This is a genomic window from Chachezhania sediminis, assembly GCF_009765275.1.
GTDB lineage: Bacteria > Pseudomonadota > Alphaproteobacteria > Rhodobacterales > Rhodobacteraceae > Chachezhania > Chachezhania sediminis.
In genome coordinates, this window is sequence record NZ_VOPH01000002.1 from 399,131 (window position 1) to 418,316 (window position 19,186).

At 68.5% G+C, this 19,186-nt stretch carries 10 protein-coding genes; 6 read left to right on the plus strand and 4 right to left on the minus strand.

Annotated elements, in window-relative coordinates; all coding sequences use genetic code 11:
* Positions 1 to 69 precede the first annotated feature (69 nt).
* Genes FQK05_RS06810 through FQK05_RS06820 form a run of 3 tightly spaced genes read left to right on the plus strand, consistent with a single transcriptional unit; the run spans position 70 to position 8,468 of the window.
* Positions 70 to 5,556: an MG2 domain-containing protein gene (locus FQK05_RS06810; protein WP_233270408.1), complete on the plus strand. Its 5,487-nt coding sequence runs from the start codon at positions 70 to 72 to the stop codon at positions 5,554 to 5,556.
* The gene (gene pbpC, locus FQK05_RS06815; RefSeq protein WP_158965170.1) at positions 5,553 to 7,592 is read left to right on the plus strand and encodes a penicillin-binding protein 1C; all 2,040 of its coding nucleotides are present in this window, start codon (positions 5,553 to 5,555) and stop codon (positions 7,590 to 7,592) included. The genes FQK05_RS06810 and pbpC overlap by 4 nt, the downstream gene beginning before the upstream one ends.
* Before the next feature lie 30 nt (positions 7,593 to 7,622).
* The gene (locus tag FQK05_RS06820) at positions 7,623 to 8,468 is read left to right on the plus strand and encodes a 2-keto-4-pentenoate hydratase (protein ID WP_158965171.1); all 846 of its coding nucleotides are present in this window, start codon (positions 7,623 to 7,625) and stop codon (positions 8,466 to 8,468) included.
* A gap of 101 nt (positions 8,469 to 8,569) precedes the next feature.
* Here the strand turns inward: FQK05_RS06820 and FQK05_RS06825 are convergent, their stop codons facing one another.
* Genes FQK05_RS06825 through FQK05_RS06840 form a run of 4 tightly spaced genes read right to left on the minus strand, consistent with a single transcriptional unit; the run spans position 8,570 to position 15,308 of the window.
* Entirely contained in the window at positions 8,570 to 10,609 is a 2,040-nt protein-coding gene (locus FQK05_RS06825; protein WP_158965173.1) for a hypothetical protein, read from the minus strand.
* A 27-nt stretch (positions 10,610 to 10,636) separates the two neighbouring features.
* Complete coding sequence (locus FQK05_RS06830) at positions 10,637 to 13,432, minus strand: DUF4159 domain-containing protein (protein ID WP_158966001.1); 2,796 nt, start codon at positions 13,430 to 13,432, stop codon at positions 10,637 to 10,639.
* Positions 13,432 to 14,304, minus strand: coding sequence for a DUF58 domain-containing protein (locus tag FQK05_RS06835; protein WP_158965175.1), 873 nt, complete (start codon positions 14,302 to 14,304; stop codon positions 13,432 to 13,434). Before FQK05_RS06835 ends, FQK05_RS06830 begins: the two co-directional genes overlap by 1 nt.
* Positions 14,301 to 15,308 carry an AAA family ATPase gene (locus FQK05_RS06840; RefSeq protein WP_158965177.1) on the minus strand — a complete coding sequence of 336 codons (1,008 nt, stop codon included), beginning with the start codon at positions 15,306 to 15,308 and terminating at the stop codon, positions 14,301 to 14,303. Before FQK05_RS06840 ends, FQK05_RS06835 begins: the two co-directional genes overlap by 4 nt.
* Before the next feature lie 96 nt (positions 15,309 to 15,404).
* Here FQK05_RS06840 and FQK05_RS06845 point away from each other — a divergent pair, with 96 nt between their 5' ends.
* The 3 genes from FQK05_RS06845 to FQK05_RS06855 all read left to right on the plus strand — a co-directional run bounded on the left by FQK05_RS06845 (position 15,405) and on the right by FQK05_RS06855 (position 18,889).
* Positions 15,405 to 16,013 (plus strand): DUF1285 domain-containing protein, encoded by a 609-nt coding sequence (locus FQK05_RS06845; RefSeq protein ID WP_158965178.1) that lies wholly within the window; start codon positions 15,405 to 15,407, stop codon positions 16,011 to 16,013.
* 404 nt (positions 16,014 to 16,417) lie between these two features.
* Entirely contained in the window at positions 16,418 to 17,176 is a 759-nt protein-coding gene (locus FQK05_RS06850) for a hydroxypyruvate isomerase family protein (protein ID WP_158965179.1), read from the plus strand.
* Positions 17,177 to 17,434: 258 nt separating this feature from the next.
* Positions 17,435 to 18,889, plus strand: a complete 1,455-nt coding sequence (locus tag FQK05_RS06855) for a calcium-binding protein (RefSeq protein WP_158965180.1) — start codon at positions 17,435 to 17,437, stop codon at positions 18,887 to 18,889.
* The last annotated feature ends 297 nt before the right edge of the window (positions 18,890 to 19,186 follow it).

The window sequence follows — 19,186 nt, forward strand, 5'->3', positions numbered from 1 at the left end:
TGGGTGCCGTTCCGGTCCCATGCCCGCAGACGCCGCACGCGCGGCAGCAACGGACGCTGGGAGGCAGCCATGATCGTGAAATTCCGGACCCTCGCCCGCTGGACGGGCGCTGTTCTGGTCTCTGCGCTGATGATGGCGCCGGCCGCCCATGCGCAGGGACAAGGACAGGTGCAGGCCCAGCCGATTCCGGCTTTCCGCTATCTTGTCGAACCCGACACCGACTTCTACGGCGACGACCTGGGCCCGCTGTTCGATACCAAGCTGGCCGATTGCGTCCGCGCCTGTACCGCGCAGGCGGCCTGCCAGGCCTTCACCTTCAACAGCCGCTCGAACGCCTGTTTCCCGAAAAGCGGCGTGCAGCGCCGGACCGAATTCCAGGGCGCTCTGTCGGCCGTGAAGGCGCAAACCCCTGTTGCCGTGCGCAAGCTGGGCGCCGAACGTGCAGCGACGCTGGGTTTCCTGGGGGATGCCGACATTGCCGCCGCCCGGCTGCAGGCGCGTGACCTGGGCCTGACCCATCCGACCGGAACCGTCGATCTGCAGACTGCACTGTCGGGCATCCAGGCGGCCGCCAGCCAGGGCCAGGCCGACCGGGCCGCGCGCTGGACCGGCGTTGCCGTGGTGCTGTCGGACCGGGCCGATCTGTGGGCCGAATATGCAAATCGCCTGCTGGCCCTGCAATCGGACGATCAAGGTACGCTGAACGCCAACCGCCGCCGCGCGCTTCAGGCCTCGGTCAATGCCTACCTGCGGGCGGGCGACGACGGCACCGAAGTCAGCGCGCTGGAAATCATGGCGCGTGCGCTGGAGCAGTCCGACCGCGGCAAGGAGATGGTCCCGGCCCTGCGTCTGGCCACTTCGATTCAGCCCCGCTCCGATCTGGAGGCGATGCTGGAAGATGCCATTGGCAAATACGGCTTCCACATCGTCGAGACGGAGGTGGAAAGCGACAGCGCCAGCCCCCGGATTTGCGTCCAGTTCACCGATCCGCTGGTGAAGGCGGGCGTCGATTATGAAACCTTCGTCCGCCTGCCGTCCCCGTCGCTGGTGGTCGAGGCGGACGGCAACCAGCTGTGCGTCGACGGCGTGGACCACGGCGAACGCTATCGCATCACCTTCCGCAAGGGTCTGCCCGCCGCCGATGGCGAAGTCCTGAACAAGGATGTCGAGATCACGCAATACGTCCGCGACCGCGGCCCGTCGCTGCAGTTCTCGGGCCAGGCCTACCTGCTGCCGAAAAGCGCGGGTGCGGCCCTGCCGATCCAGACGGTCAATGTCGACACTGTCGACCTGACCCTGTCGCGCGTGTCCGACCGGTCCCTGATCCGCGCGATGCAGGAAGATTTCTTTGCCCGGCCGATGAACCCCTGGCAGGTGGACCAGTTCAACGACCAGATCGGCGAAACCGTCTGGACCGGGACCGGAGAGGTCCAGAACACCCTGAACCGCGACATGACCACCCGCCTGCCGCTGGGCGAAGCGCTGAAGGATCAGCCCGCCGGCATCTACGTTCTGGACGCGCATCTGCCGGGGCAGGATGGCTATGACGACCCGCGGGCGACGCAGTGGTTCGTGCTGTCGGATCTGGGGATCGCGACGGCGGCAGGGACCGACGGGCTGAACGTCTCTGTCCGCTCGCTGGCGGATGCAGGGGCCAAGGCGGGGGTCGAACTGACCCTGATCGGGGCCGCGAACGGCGTGCTGGGCACGGCGGTGACGGATGACAATGGCGTGGCAACCTTTGCGCCCGGCCTGATGCGCGGCACGGCAGGTGCCGCGCCAGCGCTGTTGCTGGCCAGGGCGGACGACGACATGGGCTTTCTTGCCTTGACCGGTCCGGCCTTCGACCTGTCCGACCGCGGGGTGGAAGGTCGTGCGCCGGCGGGCCCGGTCGACGTCTTCATGACCACCGACCGCGGCGCCTATCGCGCGGGCGAGACGATCCATGCCACCGTGCTGGCCCGCGATCCCGAGGCCGCGGCGATCGAGGACCTGCCGCTGACCGCGATCCTGTCGCGCCCCGACGGGATGGAATACCTGCGCACCGTCTCCGATGGCGGTCATGCGGGCGGCCACGTCTTTTCGCTGGCCACCGGCCCGGGCGTGCCCCGCGGCACCTGGCGGCTGGACATCAAATCCGACCCCGACGGCGCGGCGCTGGCCAGCCAGACGGTTCTGGTCGAGGATTTCCAGCCCGAGAAGATCGATTTCGACCTCTCCCTGCCGGATGCGCCGGTCAGGGTGGGCGACACGCCGCCCCTGTCCATCGACGCGCGCTTCCTGTTCGGGGCGCCGGGCGCGGACCTGTCGGTCAGCGGCAATGTCCGACTGTCGGGCGCGACGTCCGTCGACGGCTGGCCGGGCTTCGTCTTCGGCCGCTATGACGCCAACATGTCGCCGCAAAGCGATTATTTCGGGGGCGACCGCACCGATGCCCAGGGTCAGGCCGTGGTCGATCTGGATATTCCGATGCCCGACGTCGACGGCGTGCCTTTGGAACTGACGGCGACGGTGCAGCTGGCCGATGGATCGGCCCGGCCGGTCGAACGCCAGATCACGGTCCCGGTGCGCCCGGCCACGCCCGTCATCGGCATCAAGCCGATGTTCGAGGAGGTGGCGGCCGAAGGATCCGACGCCGCCTTCCAGGTGATCGCGCTGGACCCGACGCTTCAGCCCATGGGCATGGACGTGAAATGGACCCTGAACCGGGTCGAGACGCGGTATCAGTGGTATCAGCTTTACGGCAACTGGAACTGGGAACCGATCACCCGCCGCACCCGGATCGCCACGGGAACGGCGACGCTTGGGGCCGATCCGCTGACCCTGTCCCATGCCGTCGACTGGGGTGAATACGAACTGATCGTGGAACGGACCGGGGGTGATTATGTCTCGGCCGCCTACGACTTTTCCGCCGGCTGGTACGGCGGCGCCGACAGCGCGGATTCGCCCGACCGGCTGGAGGTCTCGCTGGACCAGCCGTCCTATGCCATCGACGACACCGCCCGCTTCCGCATCGTGGCGCCCGAGGCCGGTATCGCGCTGGTCGAGGTCATGTCGGACCGCCTGATTTCCCGCCAGGTCGTCTCGGTCGATCCGGGCGAAAGCATGGTCCCGCTGCAGATCACGGGGGACTGGGGCACGGGCGCCTATGTCACGGCGACCTATCTGCGCCCCGTGGACGGCGCGTCCGACGGGCATACGCCGATCCGGGCGCTGGGCATCGCCCATGCGGCGGTGGATCCGGGAGCGAAGCAGCTTCAGGTCACCATCGACGCGCCGGACACGACCACGCCGCGGCAGGTTCAGGATGTGACCGTCAAGGTCGCCGGCGCCGCCGAAGAAGAGGTCTGGCTGACCGTCGCCTCTGTCGACCTGGGTATCCTGAACATGACCGGGTTCAAGTCGCCCGATCCGTCCCACTACTATTTCGGTCAGCGCCGCCTGGGGATGGAGCTGCGCGACGTCTATGGCCGCCTGATCGACCCGACCAACGGGGCGATGGGGACGGTACGCTCCGGCGGTGATGGCGGCGGGTTCAGCCTGAATTCCCCGCCCCCGACCGAGGATCTGATGTCCGTCTTCTCCGGCCCCGTGCAGGTGGGCGCGGATGGCACGGCGCAGGTTCCGGTGACGTTGCCGGCCTTCAACGGCACTGTCCACGTGATGGCTGTGGCCTGGTCGAAGACCGGGGTGGGGCAGGCGGACAAGGACATGATCATCCGCGATCCGGTCGTCGTCGCCGCCACCGTGCCGCAGTTCCTGGCGCCCGGCGACACCAGCCGCATCCGCATCGCGCTGACAAACACGGACGCCCCGGCGGGGCAGATGGAACTGGCCGTGGTCCAGACCGGCACCGGGCTGAGCCTTGGCGCCTCTCCCGGCCGGTTCGAACTGGCGAAGGGGGCCAAGGCCGTCTTCACCGTTCCGGTCTCGGCCACCGCGGTCGGGGATCCGGAACTGGACATCGCCCTGACCTTGCCGGACGGGCGGATCCTGAACCAGACGCTTCGGATGCCGGTCCGGGCCAACGATCCGGAAGTCGCCGAAACCCGCCGTTTCGCGCTGGGCAAGGGGAACAGCTTCCTCTTCAGTCAGGACGTCTTTGCCGGTCTGCGCCCGGGCACGGGCCGCACCCTGCTGTCGGCGGGGCCCCTGGCGAAATTCGATGTGCCCGGCCTGCTGTCGGCGCTGGACCGTTACCCTTACGGCTGCACGGAACAGGTGACCTCGCAGGCGATGCCGCTTCTGTACCTGTCCGCCGTGGCGCAACAGATGGGGCTGGGCGACGGCCCCGCGGTCGCCAAACGGATCGACGAAAGCATCCAGCGGATCCTGACGCGTCAGGCCTCCAGCGGCGGGTTCGGCCTGTGGCGGGCGGAAAGCGGCGACTTCTGGCTGGACACCTATGTCACCGACTTCCTGTCCCAGGCGAAGGCGCAGGGCTACGACGTGCCCGGCATCGCCTTCCGGCTGGCCATGGACAACCTGCGCAACCGCATCGCCTATGCCCCCGACTTCGACAGCGGAGGAGAGGACATCGCCTATGCGCTTTATGTCCTGGCGCGCGAAGGGGCCGCATCGATGAGCGATCTGCGCTACTATGCCGACGTGAAGGCCCAGGCGTTTTCGACGCCGATGTCGGCCGCCCAGCTGGGCGCGGCGCTGGCGGCCTATGGCGACCAGACCCGCGCCGACGCCATGTTCGCCGAAGCCGCGCGCATGATCGTCGACGCCCGGCCGGAACCGGCGGGCCCGGTCTTCCGCGCCGATTTCGGCACCCAACTGCGGGACAACGCGGCGGTCCTGACATATGCCGCCGCGGCCGGCAGCACGGCGGTCGATACCGCCCGCCTGTCCGACCGGATCGCGCAGCTGGTCACGGCCCGGGATGCGGACCTGTCCACGCAGGAGGCGACCTGGACCCTGCTGGCCGCCCATGAACTGGTGACCGATCCGGCCGTGTCGGGGCTGACGGTCGACGGCCAGCCGGTCACCGGACCCTTTGTCGAGATGCTGCGGAACGACGAAGCGGCGGGCGAACGCAACATCACCGCGACCGGCAACAGTGCCACCGACATTACCCTGACCACCTTCGGCATCCCCGAAACCCCGCCCGCTGCGGGCGGTTACGGCTATGGCATCGAACGCGCCTACTACACGATGGAAGGCGAAAAGCTGGACGGCAACGCCTTCGCCGTGGGCGACCGGTTCGTGACCGTGATCACCGTCAACCCGTTCGAGGACGGCGGTGCCCGGCTGATGATCAACGATCCCCTGCCGGCGGGGGTGGAGATCGACAACCCCTCGTTGCTGCGGTCGGGTGACATCGGCGCGCTGGACTGGCTGCAACCGTCCGAGACGGAGCATGCCGAGTTCCGGTCCGACCGTTTCCTGGCGGCAGTGAACCAGAACGAAACCGACCCGATCACGCTGGCCTATGTGGCGCGCGCGGTCAGTGCGGGCGATTACCGGCGGCCTGCCGCCTCGGTCGCCGACATGTACCGGCCACGGTTCCGGGCCCATACCGACACGACCCGGGTGACCGTGGCGGAATGATCCGCCGCGCGCCCAAAGCGCTCTTTGCCGCGGCGCTGGTCCTCTGGGCCGGCGCCCTGGCACGGGACCGGGTCGATGCCTGGATCGACCGGACGGTCCTGCCGCAGGTCCTGACCGAAACCTCGGTCGAGATGCGGGACAGGACCGGCACCCTGATGCGCGCCTTCCCCGTCTCCGACGGGCTGATGCGGCTGGGCGTGGGATCGCTGGAGGAGGTCGACCCCCTCTACCGCGCGATGCTGGTCCGGTACGAGGACAAGCGGTTCCGCGACCATGGCGGCGTCGATCTGATGGCGATGGCGCGCGCGGTGGGTCAGGCGGTTCTGTCAGGCCGGGCCGTGTCGGGCGGCTCGACGCTCTCCATGCAGGTCGCCCGCCTGATGGAAGACGGGACCACCGGCCAGCTGGCGGGCAAGCTGCGCCAGATGCGGGTGGCGATGGCGCTGGAACGCCGGCTGGGCAAGGACGAGATCCTGCGCCTCTACCTCGCCAACGCGCCCTTCGGGGGCAACCTGGAAGGCGTCCGCGCGGCCTCCTATGCGTGGTTCGGCAAACCGCCCCGGCGGCTTCGGCCGGAGGAAGCGGCGCTGCTGGTCGCCATTCCCCAGTCGCCGACAGCCCGCCGCCCCGACCGACACAACGCGTCCGCCCGCGCCGCCCGCGATCGCGTTCTGGACCGGATGGAACGCGACGGCGTGATCGACGCGGCGACCGCCCGCGTGGCGCGTGCGGCCCCGGTGCCGCAGGTCATGCGCCGCTTTCCGATGCTGGCCCCCCACCTGGCCGACCGGCTGCGGGTGGAAGATCCGGCGGCCCGCCTGCACGACGTGACGCTGGACGCCGCCTTGCAGGCGAAGCTGCAGACCCTGGCCGCCCGTGCCGCCGCGGCCGCCGGGGATCGCGTGTCGGCGGCCATCGTTGTGGCGGATTACCGGACGGGGGACATCCTGGCCTCTGTCGGGTCGGCAGGATACGGGGCGGCGCGTCAGGGCTATGTCGACATGACCGTGGCATTGCGCTCCCCGGGATCGACGCTGAAACCGCTGGTCTACGGACTGGCCTTCGACCGCGGGATCGCCCATCCGGAAACCGTGATCCGCGATGCGCCGGTCCGTTTCGGCACCTATGCGCCGCGCAATTTCGACGGTGAATACCGCGGCGATGTCCGCGTGCGCGAGGCTTTGCAACAGTCGCTGAATGTGCCTGTCGTGAAACTGACCGAGGCGCTGGGCCCTGCCCGCGTCATGTCCGCCCTGCGGAAATCCGGCGCGCATCCGGTGGTGCCCGGCGGCAAGCCGGGCCTTGCGATCTCGCTGGGCGGGGTGGGGATCACGCTTCAGGATCTTGTCCAGCTTTACGCCGCGCTGGCCGCGGGCGGGCAGGGGCCGGCGTTGCACGTGACCGGGGCCGCCTCCGACCTGCCCCGCCTGGTCTCGCCCGAGGCCGCATGGCAGGTGGGCCATGTGCTGGCCGGCCTGACGCCGCCGCCCGGCGCGCCGCGGGGGGCGCTGGCCTACAAGACCGGGACCTCCTACGGGTATCGCGACACCTGGGCGGTGGGCTTCGACGGCGCCCATGTCGTGGGCGTCTGGATGGGCCGTGCCGATGGCACACCGGTGCCGGGCGCCATGGGCGCGGACCTTGCGGCCCCGGTCCTGTTCGAGGCCTTCGGCCGCCTGAAACCCGCCTTCGACCCGCTGCCGCCCCCGCCGCCGGCGACGCTGATCGTCGACACGGCCGACCTGCCGCCGCCCCTGCAACGTTTCCGCGAACCGGGTGCCGTCTTTGCGGCAGCGGCCGACGCGCCGGAACTGTCCTTCCCGCCCGACGGCGCCCGCCTGGCCCGGGGCGAGGCGCTGACGGTGAAGCTGCGCGGCGGATCGGCACCCTATACCGTGCTGGCCGACGGCCGCCCGCTGGCCACGGGCCTGCGCGGGTGGGAATGGGCCCTGCCATTGCAGGGGCCCGGCTTCTCGACCCTTGTCGTGGTCGATGCAAAGGGGCGATCCGATCGGGTCAGGGTGGAATTCCAGTAGGTACAAAACGGACTCTCGGGGGAGGAGAACATGTACAAAACGCACATCATGGCCCTGTGCACCGCGATATTGCCCGGCGTGGCGGCGGCCGACTGCGCCACCGACGATCAGGTCGCGGCCTATGTCGAAAGCTTCAGGACCAGGACGCCGGCCAAGGCGCTGGGCGCGGACGGCACTATGGACGACGCGCTTTGCACCCAGGGTAAGGTCGTGCAGATCCTGACCGAAACGCTGGGCCCGGTGGTCGGCTACAAGGCCGGCCTGACCAGCGCGCCGGCACAGCAGAGGTTCGGCGTGGCAGAGCCTGTGCAGGGTGTCCTCTACCGCGACATGTTCCTGAAATCAGGGGCAGAATTGCCGCTGACCTTCGGCGCGGTCCCGATGGTGGAGGCCGATCTTGTACTGGTTGTTGGCGACGCGGGCATCAATGGCGCAACGACCCCGGCCGAGGTTATGGAACACGTGTCCGAGGTGCGCCCCTTCATCGAACTGCCCGATCTGATGGTGGCGAAGGGAGAACCGCTGACCGGCATCACGATCACCGCCGGCGGGGTCGGTGCGCGCGCCGGCATCCTTGGCGATCCGGTCCCCGTGGCGGACCCGGTTTCGATGACCAAGGCGCTGGAAACCATGACCGTCACCATGCGCACCGCCACTGGCGAGGTGCTGGCCGAAGCGCCCGGGAAGGCGGTTCTGGACCACCCCGCGAACGCGGTTTTATGGCTTCTTTCCAAGGGGGTGGAGCTTCAGCCGGGCGAGATGGTCTCTGTCGGGTCCTTCGGTCCGCTGATTCCGCCGATGAAGACGGGCGGGGCAGTGACCGTGTCCTACCGGGGGCTGCCCGGCGACCCGGAAATCGGGGCGTCCTTCCGCTAGCGATCAGGGCGAAAGCCGTTGGAACGGCTTTCCGAAGCGGCTTTGAAAGCCGCTTCCCAAGGGCCTTTCAAGGGGCCTTGGGCCGACGCTGCATCGTCGCTCTACTGTCGTCCTTCGCGCAGCCATCCGCCGATGATCAGCATCGCCGCCAGCACCAGCACCAGCCAGGGCGGCAGCAACGACATCTGCCGGACATCCCGCGTCTCGAATGCCTCGCGCGGCGTGATCCCCAGCCAGCCGCGCCCTGCCGCGGGCCGTCCTTCACGCGCGTCGCGGATCCGGGGCAGGCCGTCTTCCAGCCGGAACACGCCGCCCCGCAGGGGTTCCAGCACCGGCTCCAGGACCGATCCCGTCGCGATCGTTTCCTCGAACTCCTTCGGTGCGGCGGGTCCCAGACCGATCACCGCCGTCCGGTCCCCCTCTTCCAGGCGGTATAGCCCGATCTCCGGCCCCTCGTATTCCGCCTCGAACTGGCCCGGGCTGACCTCTTTCAGAACAACGCTTTCCTCTGTCCCGTCGGGCCGGGTCACCGTCACGGGGCCGATCTCCTGGCCCAGGGTCCGGCGCACGATCCGCATGGTCTGGCCCGTCGCCTCGGCCCAGAGCGCCTCTTCCTCAAGCTCGGGTTCCTTCATCATCCAGTGGGCCAGCCGCCGCAGCAGTTCCAGCTGCGGGCCGCCGCCGTCATAGCCGCGGGTCCAGAGCCACGCATGATCCGACGCCAGCAGCGCCACCCGCCCGTCGCCCACGCGGTCGAGGATCAGCAGCGGACGCCCGTCCGCACCGGTCATCACCGTCTGGCCTTTGTCCGGTTCAAGATCCACCAGCCGCAGCCAGTCGCCCCATTCTCCGGCATGCGGCAGTTCCGAGGTCACCGGATGGCGTTCTCCCAGATCGGTCACGGTGGGCTTGTACCGTTCCTCGATCACCCGCGCGCTGGGCTGGGCGGGCAGGATCGCACCCAGGGGCGAGCGCGCCAGGCTGTCGGCGCCCGCGAAATCCGGCCCGGCCGAGATCAGGACCGCCCCGCCGTTCCGCACGTAATCCGCCACGTTGTCGAGATAGATCGGCGGCAGGATCCCGCGGCGCTTGTAGCGGTCGAAGATAATCAGGTCGAAATCCTCGATCTTCTCCATGAACAGCTCGCGCGTGGGGAAGGCGATCAGGGACAACTCGCCCACGGGCACACCGTCCTGCTTTTCCGGCGGCCGCAGGATCGTGAAATGGACTAGGTCCACGGAACTGTCCGATTTCAACAGGTTGCGCCATGTCCGGCTGCCCTGGTGCGGCTCGCCCGAGACCAGAAGCACCCGCAGCCGGTCGCGCACGCCGTTGATCTGGATGACGGCGGCATTGTTGCGGTCGGTCAGCTCTCCCTCCGCTTCCGGCACGGAAAAGCGGATCACGTTCCGTCCGCCATGGGGCAGGGTCACGGGCAGGTCGATCTGCTGGCCGATGGGCACCGTGAACCGTTCCGGCGGGCGCCCGTCGACCGAGATATCGAGATCGGCGCTGATGTCGCCGGGCGCCGCGCCGCTGTCCTCGACCCTCAGGGACAGGGTCACCGGTTCGCCGATGATGGCAAAGGCGGGGGCGTTTTCGACCACCAGCCGGCGGTCCCAGTCGGTGTCGTGCCCCGACAGCAGCAGGTGCATCGGCGCAGGCAGGTCGGGGGCGCGGTCGATGTCGTGGACGCGTCCGTCGGACAGGGCGATGATGCCTGCGACCCGGGCCTGCGGTTCCTCGGCCAGCGCCGCCGACAGCGCCGTCATAAGTTCGGTCCCGGCATTCCGCTGGCCGTCCGGCACGCGGATGCGGCGGACCTCGGTATTCTCGCGCTGGGCCAGCTGGGCCGCGATCGCTTCGGCCGCTGCGCCGGTCTGATCGGCCCGGTCCGACAGGCGCTGGCTGGCGCTGTCATCTTCGATCAGCAGGACGATGTCCGACAGCGGCGCGCGATCCTCGCTGAGGTAGGCCGGCCCCGTCAGGGCTGCGACCAGCACCAGTGCCGCCGCGGCCCGCAGCGCCCAGCCGGCCAGGCCGCGCCACAGCGCCAGGCCGATCCCTGCCGTGGCAATGGCGGCCAGCCCGGCCAGGATCGGCCAGGGCAGCAGGGGGTCGAAGACGATGGTTCCGGTCATGAAACGCTCCGGTCGGGGCGGAAATGGCTACTGGCCCAGACGGTCCAGCAGGGCGGGGACGTGGACCTGGTCGGACTTGTAGTTGCCGGTCAGCACGTACATCACGAGGTTGACGCCGAACCTGTGGGCCAGTTCGCGCTGGCGTTCGCCGGCAAAGCCGCGGCCCACGGGCAGCAGGGGACGGCCGTCGGCGTCGGTTGCCCAGGCGGCGGCCCAGTCGTTGCCGCCGAAAATCACCGGCGTCACCCCATCGTTCAGGTTGCGGAAGGGCATGCCTTCCGCGATCTCGGCATCGGGGGGCGCGGCCTCGACCCAGATGCCGCGACCGTTGTAGCGGCCGGGATAGTCCTGAAGCAGATAGAAGGTGCGGGTCAGCACGTGATCTTCCGGCACCGGTTCCAGCGGCGGGATGTCCAGAGGCGCGGCCAGCTGCTGCAGCTTGCGGCCGTTGGGGCTGGACGATCCGAAATTGGCGATATTGGCATCGCGCGTGTCGAAGACGATCATGCCGCCCGACCGCAGGTAGTCGTTCAGCTTGGCATAGGCCTTGGCCGACGGTTGGGGCTGATCCGGGGTGATCGGCCAGTAGAGCAGCGGGAAGAACGCCAGATCGTCGGTTTCCAGGTCCACGCCCATGGGCTGCGAAGGTTCGACCGAGGTCCGGAAATAGAGCGTGTCCGACAGGCCGCGCAGGCCTGCCTGGGCGATGTCGTCGACTTCGGCATTGCCGGTCAGGACATGGGCCAGGACCAGTTCGTCCGCCGCCATGACGTCCCGGGCGGTCTGATCGGCCGAGGGGTCCTGTGCCCGTGCATCACCGGGGGCAAGGCCCGCCATCAGCACCGCCAGCGCCAGCGCCGCGGCCGCGCGGGGGGCGCGGGCCCGGGCAGAGGTCAGCCGGCCCGACAGGGCCAGCGTGGCCACCACGTCGGCGGCCAGCAGAAGCAGCGCCAGGCCCAGCAGCCAGCCGCCCAGCGGGCGTTCGCGGACCAGGCCCATGCCTTCGACGGGCACGTCCGCGGGCCAAGTCGCAGCGGTCAGCGTCCCGCCGTCGGCCATCACGTTGCGGGCCAGCCGGCGGTCGCCGCTTTGATAGAGACCCGGGCGCAGGTCGGGTCCAAGCGGATCGGCCGCCAGCGCCGGGCCATCGACGCCGGGCAGGGTGCCGGCATCTTCCAGCGTGCCGAAGGCGTCCAGCACCCGCTGCGGGGCCCAGACGGTGCCTTGCAGATCTTCGGCCGCGGGCATTCCGCCAGCAGTGGACACGGCCAGACGTTCCAGCATTTCCACGAACAGGCCGGAAAGCGGAAGCGTCGACCATTCGGCATTCGCGGTGACGTGGAACAGGACGACCTGGCCGTCGCCCAGGGCCTTGCGGGTCACCAGCGGCGTACCGTCGGACAGGGACGCGATGACCCGGTCGGCCAGCGTGGGGTCGGGCTGGGCCATGACCTGTGCGGTCACCCGCACGTCATCGGGGATTTCCAGCCCGGCAAAGGGACTGTCGGCCTTAAAGGGCGCCAGCGTCTTAGGCGATCCCCAACTCATCGCGCCGCCGACGCTGCGGCCGCCGACGCGCAGGCGGACGGGCATCAGCGGGTCTTCGGCATCGCGACTGACATCGCTGGCCGCCAGCCGCGGCCCGGCAAAGCGGACCAGCAGGCCGCCGTGGTCGACCCATTCCTCCAGCGCCGATTCCTCGGCCGGGGAGAGGGTCGCGACATCGGCCAGGACAATGGCGTCCGGATTGGCCGGCAGGATGTCCAGCAGCGCGCCGGTCAGGATGTCGGCCGTGGGCTCCAGCGCCTGTTCCAGGTAGTGGACGGGCGACAGCAGTTCCAGCCCTTCCTGCCCGGTGCGTCCGGCGATCAGCGCGACCTCCCGCCGGCGAAGACCGTCGTCGCCAAGGCTGACGGCGCCGGCGGAATTCTGCCCCTGTAGTTCGAAGCGGGTGATCCGGGCGCGCAGTTCGGCCGGCAGGGACAGGTCGACCTGGGCCCGGGTCTCTCCCTCGGCAAAGACGGCTTCTCCGCCTGCCAGAAGGCGTTCGGTGCCGGACGGATCGCGGCCCTGTGCCATCACGCCGACCACCCGTTCCGGGCCGGGCAGGGCGCGGACGACGCCCAGGCGGATCACGCCGTCCTCGAATTTCGCGGGCCAGATCGCCAGGGTTTCGTGCATGGTCTGGATGATGCGCAGGTCGCCGGCATCGCGGGCGGCAGCTGTCAGGTCGGCGCGGCCGGGATAGTCGATCCCGTCGGAGATCCAGCGGATTTCCGTGCCCGCGGGCAGATCGTCCAGCGCGGCCATGACCGTTGTGACCTGGGCCGGGCCGGGTTGCCAGGGCTGCGGCTGCAGCCCGGCCAGCCGGCTGCGCCAGGCGGTGGAGGTCTGGAACACGGGGTCTTCCGGCTGGGTCAGGCGGACCATGGCGACGGGACGGCCGGCGCGGCCGGCCTCGGCCAGTTGCTGGTCCAGCAGGTCGGTCACGCGGGTCCAGGCAGTGGCGCCGGCCCAGCTGGCATCCAGCAGCACCAGAACGGGACCGGAGCCCGGAGCCTGGCTGCGTGGATTGAGGACGGGACCGGCCAGGCCGACGATCACGGCCGCCACGGCCAGGATCCGCATCAGAAGCAACCACCAGGGCGTGCGATCGGTGACGGTTTCGTCGTCCTTCAGACCCAGAAGCAGCGTCACGCCCGGGAACATGCGCCGGATCGGCGCGGGGGGCACCGCGCGCAGCAGCAGCCACAGCACCGGCAGCGCCGCCAGTCCCAGCAGAAGCCAGGGGGCCGTGAAGCCTATGCCAAGGATCGTCGTCATCATGCGCCCCTGTTCAGCGCCGTCCACAGCCACAGAAGCGCCGATTGCGCGCTGTGGTTCGTCAGATGCAGTCCCATCTGCCAACCGGTCGCCCGGGACAGCCGTTGCAGCCAGTCACGCCGCGCCGCCAGCCGGTCAAGGTAGCGTTGCCGCAATTCGCCCGCCTTCAGGGTTTCATGATGGACCGTGCCGCCGACGCTTTCAAAGATGGTTCGGCCGCGGAAGGGGAATTCCTCCTCGGACGGGTCCATGACCTGCAGAAGCACGCCCCGGACGCCGCGGTCGGCGGCCTTGGTCAGGGCGACCTCGACCTCCTCCATGGGGCCGAGGAAGTCCGAGATGAAGAGCGCGCGGGCATGGGGGATCATCGCCCGGTGTTCGGGCGGGGCATAATCGCCCTCGGCATCTTCGGAAAACATTTCCGCCAGACGCAGGATCTGGTTCCGGCCGCGGCGGGGCGGCAGCGACGTGCCGGTCAGGCCCACGCGTTCGCCCCCGCGCACCAGCAGGACGGCGGTGGCCAGGCCCAGAAGGCGGGCGCGGTCGGCCTTGGAGGGCAGGCTGTCGTCGGAGGCGAACCGCATCGAGGCGCCGCGATCCACCCAAAGCATCACCGACTGGGCGATCTGCCATTCCCGTTCGCGGACGAATTGCTGGTCGCCGCGCGCCGACCGGCGATGGTCGATGGACCGGCGGCTGTCGCCCGGCTGCACCGGTCGGTACTGCCAGAAATCGTCGCCCATGCCGGCCCTGCGGCGGCCGTGATCGCCCAGAAGGACGGTGCCCGCCAGGTGATCGGCGCGGGCCAGAAGGGGCGGAAGCCGGCCGGCCTCTGCTTCGGCCCTGTGTCGAAGACCGTTTGCCGCGGTCACGCCGCCGCCTCTCGCCCGTCGAGGCGGGCGGCGGTTTCGTCGATCAGCCGGGCCAGGCTGTCGCCGCGCGCACGGGCGGCGAAAGTCAGCGCCATCCGGTGGGTCAGCACCGGCTGGGCCAGCGCGATCACGTCGTCGGTGCTGGGCGCCAGCCGGCCTTCCAGCAGCGCGCGTGCCCGGACCGTCAGCATCAGCGCCTGCGCGGCCCGCGGACCCGGGCCCCAGGCCACGGTATCGCGCACCTTGTCGGACACGCCCGGTTCATCGGGGCGGAAGGCGCGCACCAGATCCAGGATCATGTCCATCACCGCCTCGCCCACGGGCATCCGCCGAAGCAGCGTCTGGGCCGCGATCAGGTCGGCGGGCGAGAACACGGTTTCCGCCGCTTCCTCGGCCACGCCGGTGGTGGCCAGCAGGATGTCCCGTTCCGTCGCACGGTCGGGGTAGCGGACATCGATCTGGACCAGGAAACGGTCCAGCTGTGCCTCGGGCAGGGGATAGGTGCCTTCCTGCTCGATCGGGTTCTGGGTCGCCAGCACGTGGAAGGGCGTGCCCAGCGGCCGGTCCTGCCCGGCCACCGTCACGGTGCGTTCCTGCATCGCCTGCAGCAGCGCGGATTGCGTCCGGGGCGAGGCGCGGTTGATTTCGTCAGCCATCAGAAGCTGGCAAAAGATCGGCCCTTCGACAAAGCGGAAATGGCGGCTGCCATCCCCGGCCGTATCCAGTACCTCGGACCCCAGGATATCGGCGGGCATCAGGTCGGGCGTGAACTGGACGCGGTTGGAATTCAGGCCCATGACGGTCGCCAGCGTTTCCACCAGGCGGGTCTTGCCCAGGCCCGGCAGACCGATCAGCAGCCCGTGGCCACCGCACAGAAGCGAGGTCAGCGCCAGGTCGACCACCTGTTTCTGGCCGATGAAGCGGCGGTTGATCGATGCCTTCGCGCGTGCCAGTTTTTCTTCAAGGGCTTCGATCTCGGCAACCAGCGCGGTGGGGTCGGACATGGAAATCCTTTCGGGACAGCTTGGGCGTTCTGTACTGTGCGGGGGTTTACCCGGTCGAGACTAAGACTATCTCGACACAAGGAAATGGCAAAAGCGATGAACGGACAAATAAACGTGACACCATCCGCAGAAGGGATCGCAGCGTCGATCCGCGCAGCCGGTAAGGGCAGCGCCCAGGAAAAGGGCAAATCGCGCGGACTACCGCCGGTTCACCTGTGGAATCCGCCGTTTTGCGGCGACCTGGACATGCGGATTGCCCGGGACGGGACATGGTTCTACCTCGGCACGCCGATCGGCCGGAAGGAATTGGTGAAGCTCTTTTCCTCCATTCTTAAGTTGGAAGACGGTAAATATTTTCTTGTCACGCCCGTCGAAAAGGTGGGCATCACCGTTGACGATGCGCCCTTCGTGGCGGTCGATTTCACCGCCGACGGCGAAGGGAGGGACCAGGTCCTGACCTTCACGACTCAGGTCGAGGACGTCACCGTGGCCGGCCCCGACAACCCGCTGCGGGTGGTCAAGGATCCCGAAACCGGCGAGCCGTCGCCCTATGTCCATGTCCGCGCGGGACTGGAGGCGCTGATCGACCGCAAGAGCTTCTATCGCCTGGTCGATCTGGGCGAGGATCACGACGGCTGGTTCGGCGTGTGGTCCAGCGGCACGTTCTTCCCGATCATCCCGTCGTCGGAACTGGCGGGGCTCTGATCCGGGGCCGACACGCCGCCAGCCGGCGTTCTGCCCGACCCTTCGATCCTTGTCGGGACAACCGTGACGGTTTCGGTCCTTTTCGGATCCTGCTGGACATGCAGTTTGGCCAGCCGAATCCTGGCGATGGCAAAGCGCGTAGCGCAGACCGGGACGCCCGGCACGGCTATGCCATGGCCGGTCAGGGACGTAGAAGTCTGGGGCGACCCTTCGCAGGGGCATGTCCGGACCCGACCAACAGGCCGTCCATCCCGGGAATCCGGTCCAAGTCCGGCAGGATACCGGTCTGTGGCCCGTCGGTTTTTTCGCGTCTGGCGGGTATCCATGGTCCGCACGCTCTGGTGGTGCGCCGCAATTGTCCCTAAGCTCCTATCGGACACAGGACTTTTCGGGATCCATCGCACGTGAGACTGGCTGCCAATATCTCTCTCCTCTTCACGGAATATCCGTTCGAGGATCGCTTTCGCGCCGCGGCCGATGCCGGTTTCGACGGGGTGGAGATCCTGTTTCCTTATGACCGCCCCGCGACAGCGGTGGCCGACCTTGCGCGGCAGGCCGGGCTGGTCCCCGTGCTGATGAACGCGCCGCCCCCGGTGCCGGCCGGACGGCCCCGCGGCTTTCCCGCCGAACCCGGCCAGGGCGCCATCTTCCGCGCGCAGATGGAGGGTGTGCTGTCCTATGCCGGTGCCTTCCGGCCGGGGCTGATCCATGTGATGGCGGGTTATTCCGACGATCCGTCCGCGGTGGGCCTGTTCGTCGACAACCTGCGCTGGCTGTGCGACCAGGCGCCGGATCAGGGCTTCGCCATCGAGCCGCTGAACCAGGGCGACCAGCCCGGCTATGTCCTGTCGGACTATGCCCTTGCGGCCGAGATCCTGGAGGCCGTGAACCGCCCGAACCTGGGTCTGCAATACGACAGCTATCATTCCGCGGTGATTCATGGGGATGCGCTGGAGGTCTGGAACCGCTACGGCGCCCGGGCCGTCCACGTGCAGCTGGGGGCCGCACCGGATCGCAGCGAACCGGGCCGGGGCCCGACCGATTTTACCACACTGTTGTCGGCGATCGAGGCGTCGCGTTACCGGGGCTGGATCAGCGCCGAATACAATCCCAGCACGGACCGGACCGAAGACAGCCTGGGCTGGATGTCCGGCCGGGCCTAGCGTCCTGACCCCAGGGGCGCAGCTGCGATCCCAAGCCGGATTCCTGCTTTGGCCGCGGCTCTTGCGCCGGTTTCGGCCACTGCACGGGTACAACTCCATTCTGCCGGGCAAGAACCTGTTCCTGCACAATCCGAAGGGCGCGGGCACAGGCCGCTTTCGACCGCGGGGTGGCGGTTTCTTGCCAAAGTATGAAAGAACGTGGAAGCAGGGTGATGGCCGCCCTAGTTAGTCATGAAACGTTCAACCGGTAGAAAGTCCATGTCCGCAGCCTTCAGCACCTCCTCCTATACCTCCGCGCCCCAGATCCTGCTTCAGGACGTTCTGACCGATCCTGACGCCCATATCCTGTCCAGCACGCCGGGGCGGATCGATTATGGCACCAACCCGATGCGGGATACCTATACCCAGTTCTTCGGCTGGGCGATGACCAGCGGCGGCACGGGCTTTGTCACCGACATCGACGTCTACTGGCCGAACCAGGGGTCGCTGGGTTTCCACATGGACGACCTGCCGGAAATTCCGCTGCAGGACCTGTTCGCCGTGACCGACATGATCCAGCTGCAGACCGTTCTGGGCCGGACCGACTGGACGGGTCACGGCAACGGCTACAGCCAGTCGTTCTGGGGTTTCTACAGCGAGGATACGATCGAAGCTGGCGGCGGCGACGATGTCTACCGCGCGACCATGGCGCCCGGTCAGGCCCGGAACATCGTCGACCGCTTCGATGGCGAAGAGGGCGAAGACAGCGTCAACCTGCACTACCTGAACGCGCCGGTGAGCATCGAGAACGGTGTCGTGACCTTCCAAGAGATGGTCAACGGCATGTCCTACCAGCGCCAGCTGGTGATGGAGAGCGTCGAGGACGTGACCGGCACCCGCTTTGACGACACGTTCCGGGGCACGGACGCGCCGAACAGGTTCTTCGGCGGCGGCGGAGAAGACAGGATCATCGGCGGCGGATCCTCTGACCATCTCAACGGCAACGGTGGTGCGGACGTGATCAAGGGCCTGGGCGGAAGTGACATCATCTACGGCGGTGGTGGGGCCGACAAGCTGTTCGGCAATGGCGGTCAGGACACGATGTCCGGCGGTGGCGGGGCCGATACCCTGCTGGGCGGTGGCGGCGACGACACGCTCGATGGCAACGGTGGCGGCGACATCCTGAAAGGCCATGGCGGCAACGACTTGCTGTATGGCGGAAAGGGGGCCGACGAGTTGAACGGCGGTGGCGGCAGCGACAGCCTTTTCGGCGGCAAGGGCGCCGACACGCTTTTCGGCCGTGGCGGAGCCGACGAGCTGTACGGTGGCCAGGGCGATGACACGCTCAATGCCGGCGGCGGCAAGGATATGCTGTACGGTGGCAAGGGCCATGACATCCTGAACGGCGGCGGTGGCGCCGACCAGCTGAGCGGCGGCCAGGGTGACGACATCCTGAACGGCGATGGCGGCAAGGATATCCTGGAGGGCGGCAAGGGCGCCGACGTCCTGACCGGCGGCGGCGGCAAGGACGAGTTCGTCTTCGACGTCACCAATGGCCGGCAGGGAAATGACCGGATCACCGATTTCCACATGAAGGCCGACACGCTGACCTTCGTCGGCCTGTCGAGCGATCCGGACGTGACCCATGTGGGGGCGGACACCTTCATCATGTATGATGGCGGCTCGGTCCTGTTGGAAAACGTGCACCTGTCGGACGACCAGATCCTGGCCTGATCCAAGGGCGGTGCGCGGCTGAGTCTACGTGCGATGCGCACGTCAACGGTGCGTGGGAACCACGCACCTTTGACGCCGAGGTGCGGATGATCCACAGGCCGGAACCGATGCCACGCGTAGGGTGCGTGGTTTCCACGCACCATGGTCCCTACGGAAACAGGCGGATGGTCGGACGGGTCCGGAGTCGGTCACGGTGCGTGCAGAGCACACACCCTACGGCCTTGGTCTGTCGCCTTCGGGGCGGTTCGCGCACGATGTCCGCCCCGTAGGGTGCGTGGTTCCCCACGCACCATGCCC

What these genes read in the sequence shown, in the direction of transcription:
- FQK05_RS06810 (WP_233270408.1), top strand. Translation starts at nt 70, where the DNA reads ATGATCGTGAAATTCCGGACCCTCGCCCGCTGGACGGGCGCTGTTCTG.
- pbpC (WP_158965170.1), top strand. Translation starts at nt 5,553, where the DNA reads ATGATCCGCCGCGCGCCCAAAGCGCTCTTTGCCGCGGCGCTGGTCCTC.
- FQK05_RS06820 (WP_158965171.1), top strand. Translation starts at nt 7,623, where the DNA reads ATGTACAAAACGCACATCATGGCCCTGTGCACCGCGATATTGCCCGGC.
- FQK05_RS06825 (WP_158965173.1), bottom strand. Translation starts at nt 10,609, where the DNA reads ATGACCGGAACCATCGTCTTCGACCCCCTGCTGCCCTGGCCGATCCTG.
- FQK05_RS06830 (WP_158966001.1), bottom strand. Translation starts at nt 13,432, where the DNA reads ATGACGACGATCCTTGGCATAGGCTTCACGGCCCCCTGGCTTCTGCTG.
- FQK05_RS06840 (WP_158965177.1), bottom strand. Translation starts at nt 15,308, where the DNA reads ATGTCCGACCCCACCGCGCTGGTTGCCGAGATCGAAGCCCTTGAAGAA.
- FQK05_RS06845 (WP_158965178.1), top strand. Translation starts at nt 15,405, where the DNA reads ATGAACGGACAAATAAACGTGACACCATCCGCAGAAGGGATCGCAGCG.
- FQK05_RS06855 (WP_158965180.1), top strand. Translation starts at nt 17,435, where the DNA reads ATGTCCGCAGCCTTCAGCACCTCCTCCTATACCTCCGCGCCCCAGATC.